Annotated in this window: 9 protein-coding genes; 5 read left to right on the top strand and 4 right to left on the bottom strand. The window is 60.5% G+C overall.

Annotated elements, in window-relative coordinates; all coding sequences use genetic code 11:
* The 4 genes from AC1D1P_RS08365 to AC1D1P_RS08350 all read right to left on the bottom strand — a co-directional run.
* Positions 1-482 (bottom strand): ABC transporter permease subunit (locus AC1D1P_RS08365; protein ID WP_477672656.1); only part of this gene is annotated, 482 nt, incomplete at its 3' end.
* Positions 483-492: 10 nt separating this feature from the next.
* Positions 493-1,446, bottom strand: a complete 954-nt coding sequence (locus AC1D1P_RS08360) for a branched-chain amino acid ABC transporter permease (RefSeq protein ID WP_477672655.1) — start codon at positions 1,444-1,446, stop codon at positions 493-495.
* 112 nt (positions 1,447-1,558) lie between these two features.
* Positions 1,559-2,806, bottom strand: coding sequence for a branched-chain amino acid ABC transporter substrate-binding protein (locus AC1D1P_RS08355; protein WP_477672657.1), 1,248 nt, complete (start codon positions 2,804-2,806; stop codon positions 1,559-1,561).
* 266 nt (positions 2,807-3,072) lie between these two features.
* Positions 3,073-4,701, bottom strand: a complete 1,629-nt coding sequence (locus AC1D1P_RS08350) for a 3-(methylthio)propionyl-CoA ligase (protein ID WP_477672654.1) — start codon at positions 4,699-4,701, stop codon at positions 3,073-3,075.
* 123 nt (positions 4,702-4,824) lie between these two features.
* On the opposite strand from AC1D1P_RS08350, the gene AC1D1P_RS08345 reads away from it, so the two are divergent.
* The 5 genes from AC1D1P_RS08345 (at position 4,825) to AC1D1P_RS08325 (ending at position 8,722) form a co-directional block, all read left to right on the top strand.
* A complete protein-coding gene (locus AC1D1P_RS08345; protein WP_477672653.1) occupies positions 4,825-6,318 on the top strand; it encodes a protein adenylyltransferase SelO in 1,494 nt (497 codons plus the stop codon).
* Positions 6,319-6,349: 31 nt separating this feature from the next.
* Entirely contained in the window at positions 6,350-6,760 is a 411-nt protein-coding gene (msrB, locus tag AC1D1P_RS08340; RefSeq protein WP_477648405.1) for a peptide-methionine (R)-S-oxide reductase MsrB, read from the top strand.
* A gap of 156 nt (positions 6,761-6,916) precedes the next feature.
* Entirely contained in the window at positions 6,917-7,543 is a 627-nt protein-coding gene (locus AC1D1P_RS08335) for a septation protein A (RefSeq protein WP_457280850.1), read from the top strand.
* Positions 7,540-7,833, top strand: coding sequence for a BolA family protein (locus tag AC1D1P_RS08330; protein ID WP_477669514.1), 294 nt, complete (start codon positions 7,540-7,542; stop codon positions 7,831-7,833). The genes AC1D1P_RS08335 and AC1D1P_RS08330 overlap by 4 nt, the downstream gene beginning before the upstream one ends.
* A 103-nt stretch (positions 7,834-7,936) precedes the next feature.
* Positions 7,937-8,722 (top strand): peptidylprolyl isomerase, encoded by a 786-nt coding sequence (locus AC1D1P_RS08325; protein ID WP_477669513.1) that lies wholly within the window; start codon positions 7,937-7,939, stop codon positions 8,720-8,722.
* Positions 8,723-8,754 lie beyond the last annotated feature (32 nt).

The raw sequence follows: 8,754 nt of genomic DNA, 5'->3' as shown, positions 1-8,754 counted from the left end.
CCATAAGCGCGGTTGGTGGTGATGCCGCCCTCACCGCCGAAAAACTCGGGGAACATCAGCGACATCGCAAACACCAGTTCACCCACGCCCAGGGTGATCATGGCAAAGGTGGTGCCGGCCTTCTTGGTCGTGACGTATCCCAGCAGCGCAGCAAAAACCAGACCCGAGAGGCCACCCACCAGCGGAATCAGCGTCAGCGGGATGTAGAAGCTGCCTTTGGTGGCCAGATTCATCGCGTGCACGGCGAGGAAAGAACCCAGCCCGGCATAGACCGCATGCCCGAAACTGAGCATGCCGCCCTGTCCCAGCAGGATGTTGTAGCTCAGGCAGATGATGACCAGGTAACCGGCCTGCGACAGCATGGTGAGCGCCAGGCTGCTTTTGAACATCAGCGGCGCGACGATGAGCAGCAGCGCGTACAGCGACCACAACAGCCAGCGGCCGACGTTATAGGGTTTGAATTCGTGAAAGGGTCGAGTCATATTGGTCTGCCTAGCCTTCGCGTGTGCCCAGTAGACCTTTGGGCCTGAAGATGAGGATCAGCACCAGGAACAGGAACGGCAGAATGGGGGCGACCTGCGAAATGGTGAGCTTGAGCAACGGATAGCCGAAGGAATCAGGCGTCACGGTGTAGCTGAATTTGGCCAGCAGCGTCATGAGCGACTGGTCCATGGCCACGGCAAAGGTCTGGATCAGGCCAATCAGCAGTGAAGCCAGAAAAGCGCCGCTGAGCGAACCCATCCCACCCACCACCACGACGACAAAGATGATGGCGCCGACCGAGCCGGCCATGGCGGGCTCCGTCACAAAGGTATTGCCACCAATGACGCCGGCCAGGCCCGCGAGCGCGGCACCGCCACCAAAGACCAGCATGAAGACCCGCGGCACGTTGTGGCCCAGCGCTTCCACCGCTTCCGGATGGGTGAGCGCGGCCTGTATGACCAGGCCGATGCGTGTGCGCGTGAGCAGCAGCCAGATGCCGGCCAGCATGGCCAGCGAAATGAACATGATGAAGGCGCGCGACTTGGGAAAGTTGGTGCCGAACACCGTGAACAGCGGGCCCTGCAAACCCTCCGGTAACACATAGTTGACGGCCGAGCGGCCCCATACCAGCTGCACCAGCTCCAGCAGCAGGTAGGACAGCCCGAAGGTAACCAGCAGCTCGGGCACATGGCCGAACTTGTGCACCTTGCGCAGGCAAAAGCGCTCGAAGGCCGCGCCCATCACAAACACCAAAAGCGGTGCCACCAGCAGCGACCACCAGAACCCGATGACCTGCGAGGTGCTGTAGGCAATGTAGGCGCCGACCATGTAGAAGGAGGCGTGCGCAAAATTGAGCACGCCCATCATGCTGAAGATCAGCGTCAGGCCGGAGCTCAGCATGAACAGCAGCAGCCCGTAGCTGAGGCCGTTAAGCAGGGAGATGGTGAAAAATTCCAAATTCATCAATGACCGCCTGAAGCTGGAAGGTAAAACAGATACGGGCAGGAAACCTGCCGGGATAAAGAAAAAGGCCCGAATGGGTCGGGCCTTCGCCGGTCAGGCGGCCGCCAGGGCCTTAGCCCGGACGCTTCATCTGGCAAGAGGTAGGCGTGCTGGCCACATAGGGCTCATAGTATTTGACCGGCACAAAGGTGTAGCCTGTATTCTCGGCATCGTAAGGGTATTTGCCGCCGGCTTTTTCCCATTTGTCGATGTAGAGGCCCTGCTGCAGTTGGTGGTCGGTCTTGCGCATCTCCACATCGCCGTTGAAGCTCTTGAAGCGCAGGCCTTCCATGGCCTTGGCCACGACGGCGGGTTCAGTCGATTTTGTCTGCGCCATGGCTTCGGTCAGGATGGTGAAGGCATGGAAGATCGCGCCGGTGTAGAAGTCGTCGTTGAACTTCTTCTTGTAGTCGGCCTGGACCTGCTGGATCTCGCCGCCCATGTTGAGGTGGTTGTAGGACACCATGTAGACCCGCCCGGCCGAGGCCGCGCCCAGCACGGTCGGCGTGCCGGTGACGCCGGCGTAATAAGTGTAGAACTTGACGTTGTTGAGGCCCGCTTCGTTGGCGGCTTTCACCAGCAGCGAGAGGTCGGAACCCCAGTTGCCAGTGATCACGGTGTCGGCACCCGACTGCTTGATTTTGGCGATGTAGGGCGCAAAGTCGCGCACCTGCGCCAGCGGGTGCAGGTCCTCGCCGACGATCTGGATGTCGGGGCGTTTGCTGGCCAGGTTGGCCTTGGCGAACTTGGCGACCTGCTGACCGTGCGAGTAGTTCTGGTTGATCAGGTAGACCTTCTTGATGTCGGGCTGGTCCTTCATGAAGGCCGTCAGCGCTTCCATCTTCATGGAGGTGTCGGCATCTAGGCGGAAGTGCCAGTAGTCGCACTTGCTGTTGGTGAGGTCCGGGTCCACCGCGGCGTAGTTGAGGTAGACGACTTCCTTGCCGGGATTGCGTTCGTTGTACTTGGACAGCGCGTCCATGATGGCCAGCGCCGGGCCGGAGCCGTTGCCCTGCACCACGTAGCGCGCGCCCTGGTCGATGGCCGACTTCAGCGCGTTGGTGGTTTCCTGTGGGCTGAGCTTGTTGTCGATGCCGATGATCTCGAACTTCACGCCGGCCTTGTTCTTCCTGCTGAACTGCTCGGCCAGGAACTGGAAGCCCTTGAGCTGGTTGGTGCCCACGGCCGCCATCAGGCCGGACAGTGGATCAAGCCAGGCGATCTTGACAGTCTGGTTCAGGTTGACGGCACCGGTGGCCGGTGCTGCCACTGCAGCTTTGGCCGGCGCTGCGGCCTTGGCGGGCGCCTGGGCCAGCGCCATGCCGCTGTAAAGCATGGAAGACACCGCCAGGGCGATGCCTGCATGCCGTGCGAAAAATCTGTTCTGGGTTGTCATCCCTTGTCTCCTGGAAATTGTATGAATGCGCGGTGAATCCGCAGAGGGAACCGGCAAAGGTTAGGTCAAATGATGTTGCACTGCGTCAGGGAATGCCCTAGCCGATGTCACCCACGTGACCCCCACGCTTCTCGCTGCGCGTAGTGCGCTGCCCCCCGAGGGGGCCGCTGCGAGGTCACCGCCCTTTTGTTTTATGGCTGTGGCAATTTGTAATCTTTCAGGATCTCGCGCAATTTGGTTTTGAGCATCTTGCCGGTGGCGCCCAGGGGAATCGCGTCGACGAAGACGACGTCGTCGGGGATTTGCCATTTGGCGGTCTTGCCTTCGTAGAAGCGCAGCAGCTCGTCGCGCGTGACTTCCATGCCGGGCTTTTTCACGACCGCGATGATGGGGCGCTCATCCCACTTGGGATGGGCCACGCCTATGCAGGCAGCCATGGCGACGGCCGGGTGCGCCACGGCGATGTTCTCGATCTCGATGGAGCTGATCCATTCGCCGCCGGACTTGATCACGTCCTTGCTGCGGTCTGTGATTTGCAGATAACCGTCGGCGTCTATGGTGCCGACGTCGCCCGTCGGGAACCAGCCGTCCACCAGCRGGTCGCCGCCCTCACCCTTGAAGTATTCGCGCACAATCCACGGCCCCTTCACGTAAAGGTCGCCAAAGACCTTGCCGTCCCAGGGCAGCTCTTCACCGTTGGCGTCGACGATCTTCATGTCGACGCCGTAGATGGCGCGCCCCTGCTTGAGGCGTATCTTCATTCTTTCTGCTTCCGGCAGCGTGTCGTGCTTGTTCTTGAGCGCGCACAGCGTACCCAGCGGGCTCATCTCGGTCATGCCCCAGGCGTGCAGCACTTCCACACCGTAGTCTTCACGGAAGGCATTGATCATGGCCGGTGGACAGGCTGAGCCGCCGATAACGGTGCGGCGCAAGGTGGAGAACTTCAACCCTGACGGCTTCATGTGTGTCAGCAGCATCTGCCAAACGGTGGGCACGCCGGCGGCGTAAGTGACCTTTTCGGCCTCAATCAGCTCATAGATCGATTTGCCGTCGAGCGCAGGCCCTGGAAACACCAGCTTGGCCCCGGTGAGCGCGGCCGAGTACGGAATGCCCCAGGCATTGACATGGAACATGGGCACGACGGGCAGGATGGCATCCCGTGCGGAGATGGACATTACGTCAGGCAGCGCGGCCGCGTAGGCGTGCAGCGTGCTGGAACGGTGGCTATAGAGTGCAGCCTTGGGGTTGCCCGTGGTGCCGCTGGTGTAGCACATACTGGAAGCGGTGTTTTCGTCAAAACTGGGCCAGGCGTAGTCGGCGCTTTGTGCGCCTATCCAGCTTTCGTAGCTTTGCAAATCCGGAATGCCCGAATCGGCCGGCAACTTGTCAGCGTCGCACAGCGCGATGTAGTGCTTGATGGTCGGGCACCTGGCATGCACGGCCTGCACCAGCGGCAGAAAACTCAGGTCAAAGCACAGCACCTGGTCTTCGGCGTGGTTGGCGATCCAGGCGATCTGGTCCGGATGCAGGCGCGGGTTGATGGTATGCAGCACCCGGCCCGAGCCGCTCACGCCGTAATAAAGCTCCAGGTGCCGGTAGCCGTTCCAGGCCAGCGTGGCAACGCGGTCGCTGAACGCGAGCTTCAGGCCGTCCAGCGCATTGGCAACCCGGCGCGCCCGATGGGCGACATCCTTGTAGGTGTAGCGGTGCAGGTCGCCCTCCACGCGGCGCGAGACGATTTCGGCGTCGCCATGATGGCGCTCCGCGAATTCGATCAGGCCGGAAATCAGCAGCGGCTGGCTTTGCATTAACCCAAGCATCGGGAAGTCTCCATTGGTTAAATAGTGTTCAGCAAGCGGTCATCATGCCGCAGCGCACCATGACGGTCATGCGGGATTGCCCGTGAAATCACGGGTTCATGTCAGGTAGGGGACAATTTGCCGATGACCTCTGCAAACCTTCCGGCGCCCGACGATGCAGGTTCCTCTGCCGGTACCTCGCTGACCTGGAGCAACAGCTTCGCCCAACTGGGTGGCGACTTCTACACCCGCTTGCGGCCGCAGTCCCTGCCTGACCCCTATTGGGTTGGCCGCAGCCGTAGCATGGCGCACGAGCTGGGACTGGGCGCAGAATGGCTTGAATCACAGGCAGCCCTGGAAGCCTTGAGCGGCAATGGCGTCCTGCCCGGCTCCGAGCCGTTGGCCAGCGTCTACAGCGGTCACCAGTTTGGCGTCTGGGCCGGGCAACTCGGTGACGGCCGCGCCTTGTTGCTGGGCGAAATCAGTACTCCGCGCGGGCCGCAGGAAATCCAGCTCAAGGGCGCCGGCAAAACACCCTACTCCCGCATGGGCGATGGCCGGGCTGTACTGCGCAGCTCGATTCGCGAATTTTTGTGCTCGGAAGCGATGCATGGACTGGGCATTCCGACCACGCGGGCGCTGTGCGTTACCGGCTCCGATGCGGCCGTGCGGCGCGAGGAGATCGAGACCGCCGCCGTGGTGAGCCGCACCGCGCCAAGCTTCATCCGCTTCGGCCACTTCGAGCATTTCAGCTACAACGACCAGCATGCGCAGCTCAAGGTGCTGGCCGACTACGTCATCGACCGGTTTTACCCCGCCTGCCGCGAGGCAAAGCAACCTTATGCGGCGCTGCTGGAGGCCGTCAGCGAAAAGACCGCACACCTTATGGCTGCGTGGCAGGCTGCAGGTTTTTGCCATGGCGTCATGAACACCGACAACATGAGCATCCTGGGGCTGACCATTGACTATGGCCCGTTCCAGTTTCTCGATGCGTTTGATCCTGGCCACATCTGCAACCATTCGGACACCCAGGGCCGATACGCCTATAACAAGCAGCCGAACATGGCCTACTGGAACCTGTTTTGCCTGGGGCAGGCTTTGCTGCCGCTGATTGAAGACCAGGAGCAGGCGCTTGCAGCCCTGGAACCCTACAAAACCGTGTTCCCTGAGGCATTGCAGGCCCGAATGCGCGGCAAACTTGGCCTGGCGGACGAGCAATCCGAGGACAAGACCCTGGTGGACAACACCTTCAAACTGTTGGCCGCCAACAAGGTGGACTACACCATCTTCTGGCGGCGCCTGAATGGTTTCACGGCACAAAGCGGCCATGAACCCCTGCGTGACCTGTTCTTTGACCGGGAATCCTTCAACGCCTGGGCGCTACAGTATTCAGAGCGCCTTGCGCAAGTGGATCAAGGKCTGCGGGCTGATTTGATGCTTAACAACAATCCCAAGTTCGTGCTGCGCAACCATTTGGGGGAAGAAGCCATACGCGCCGCGAAACTAAAAGACTTTTCCGGGGTCGACACCTTGCTTGCCTTGCTGCAGGCCCCATTTGAGGAGCACCCGGGGCACGAGAGCTTTGCGGATTTCCCCCCAGACTGGGCCTCATCCATTGAAATCAGTTGCAGTTCGTAACACCTCCGTCAACTCACGCCAGGAACAGAACATGAGCACCAAGATCCAGAAAACCGACGCCGAGTGGAAGGCCCTGCTGGCCGAAAAAGGCGCTGAGCCTGCGGCCTTTGAAGTCACGCGCCACGCCGCCACCGAGCGCCCCTACACCGGCAAATACGAAGCCGTCTGGGCCGACGGCAGCTACCATTGCATCTGCTGCGGTGCCAAACTGTTTGAGTCGGAAACCAAATTTGACGCCGGCTGCGGCTGGCCCAGCTTTTCGGAAGAAGCCGTGCCCGGCGCGATTGAGGAAATTGTGGACCGCAAGCACGGCATGGTGCGCACCGAAACCGTGTGCGCCAGCTGCGGCGCGCATCTGGGCCATGTGTTTCCCGATGGGCCGTCTCCCACAGGCCTGCGCTACTGCATGAACTCGGCAGCGCTTGATTTCAAGAAGAAGTGAAGCCCCCACGGTCGCTCGCTGCGCGTAGCTTCCTGCCCCCCCGAGGGGGCCGCCCGCCTGCGGCCCGGCAAAGCCGGTTCCGCGGCTCATGCTTGCTAATTCGGGACCCAACGCCAGTGAGCTCTTTCGCTTCTTTTACCCCGCGATAATCTGTTTATGAAAATTCTTTTCGACTTTTTGCCGATCGCCCTTTTTTTCGGCATGTTCAAGTACGCCGAAGGCAACAAGGACTGGGCCGCCGCTACAGCCACCGAGTGGCTGGGTTTTATGGTTTCCGGGGGAGTGGTGGGTGCGGCTGAAGCGCCTGTGCTGCTGGCTACCGTGGTTGTGATCGTTGCCACGCTGGCCCAGATCCTCTGGCTCAAGGTAAGCGGCAAGAAGGTCGACACCATGCTGTGGATCAGCCTGGGGCTAGTGACGGTGCTCGGCGGCGCCACCATCTATTTCCACAGCGAGAGCTTCATCAAATGGAAGCCCACGGTACTGTACTGGGTGATGGGCGGCGCGCTGCTGCTGGGGCAGCTGGTGTGGAAGAAAAACGGCATCAAGTCGCTGATGGGCGCGCAGATGAACTTGCCTGACCCGATCTGGCGCGTGGTCAATTTCAGCTGGGTTGGTTTTTTTGCCGTGATGGGCCTGCTCAATCTGTGGGTGGCTTTCACGTTTTCCACCAGCACCTGGGTCAACTTCAAGCTGTTTGGTGGCCTCGGTCTGATGGTGGTGTTTGTGCTTGCGCARGCGGTGTACCTGAACAAGCACATCAAACCAGGCGCCACACCATGAACGCCGGCGTTTCCAGCGCCCTGCCCGTGCGCACCCACGAGATCGAGCAGCAGCTCAAGGCGCGGCTTCAGCCCACCCGACTGGAAGTGCTGGACGAGAGCGCTTCCCATGCCGGGCATTCGGGCGCTAACGCGGAAGGCTACGGTACCCATTTTCGCATCCGCATTGCCAGCCCGCTCTTTACCGGCAAGAGCCGGGTGGCGCGCCACCGGCTTGTGTATGATGCAATGCAAAATTTCATTGATCAGGGCCTCCATGCCCTGGCGATTGAAGTCATCGAGTCACCCTGAATCTGCGCTGATTTGCCCCGGGGATTTCGGCACAGAGCCGCAGCAACGTCAGAACGCATTGCCAAACGCTTTCAAGCATTACCAAAAGGACTACAAAAACATCATGAAGAAACATCTTTTACTCGGCACCGCCGTAGCGGCACTGCTGGCACTGGGCGCGCAAGGCGCCATGGCGCAGAACGTGGCCATCGTCAATGGCAAGGCCGTTCCAAAATCGCGCCTGGACTCGCTGGCGCAACAGGTCGCCAAGTCCGGCCGGCCAGTAACGCCTGAGATGGAAGGCCAGCTTCGTGAAGAAGTAATTGCGCGCGAAGTGTTCATGCAGGAAGCGGAAAAGCGGGGCCTGGCTTCCAGCGATGACATCAAGGTGCAAATGGAACTGGCACGCCAGACCATCCTGATCCGCGAACTGTTTTCTGACTTCCAGAAGAAGAATCCGGTGACCGATGTCGAGCTGAAGGCTGAATACGACAAATTTGCCGAAGCCAATGGCGGCAAGGAGTACAAGGCCCGCCACATCCTGGTCGAAAAGGAAGCCGAGGCCAAAGAGATCATTGCCAGCCTGAAAAAGGGCGGCAAGTTCGATGACATCGCCAAGAAGAAGTCCAAGGATCCCGGATCCGGTGCCAAGGGCGGCGACCTGGACTGGGCCAACCCTTCCAGCTATGTGCCTGAATTCACCGAGGCACTGGTCAAGCTCAACAAGGGCCAGACCACCGATACCCCGGTGAAAACCCAGTTCGGTTACCACGTCATTCGTGTGGACGACATCCGCACGGCCCAGCTCCCGTCCTTCGAGGAAGTGAAGCCGCAGATCGCTCAGCAAATGCAGCAGCAAAAGCTGGCGGCGTTCCAGGAAGAACTGCGCAAAAAAGCCAAGGTCGAGTAAGCGGCACATCGCTGCGAGCGCCCTGCCCGCCT

This window comes from Polaromonas sp. P1_E1_2 (genome assembly GCF_056406035.1).
This window is presented reverse-complemented; position numbering and strand designations above follow the sequence as displayed.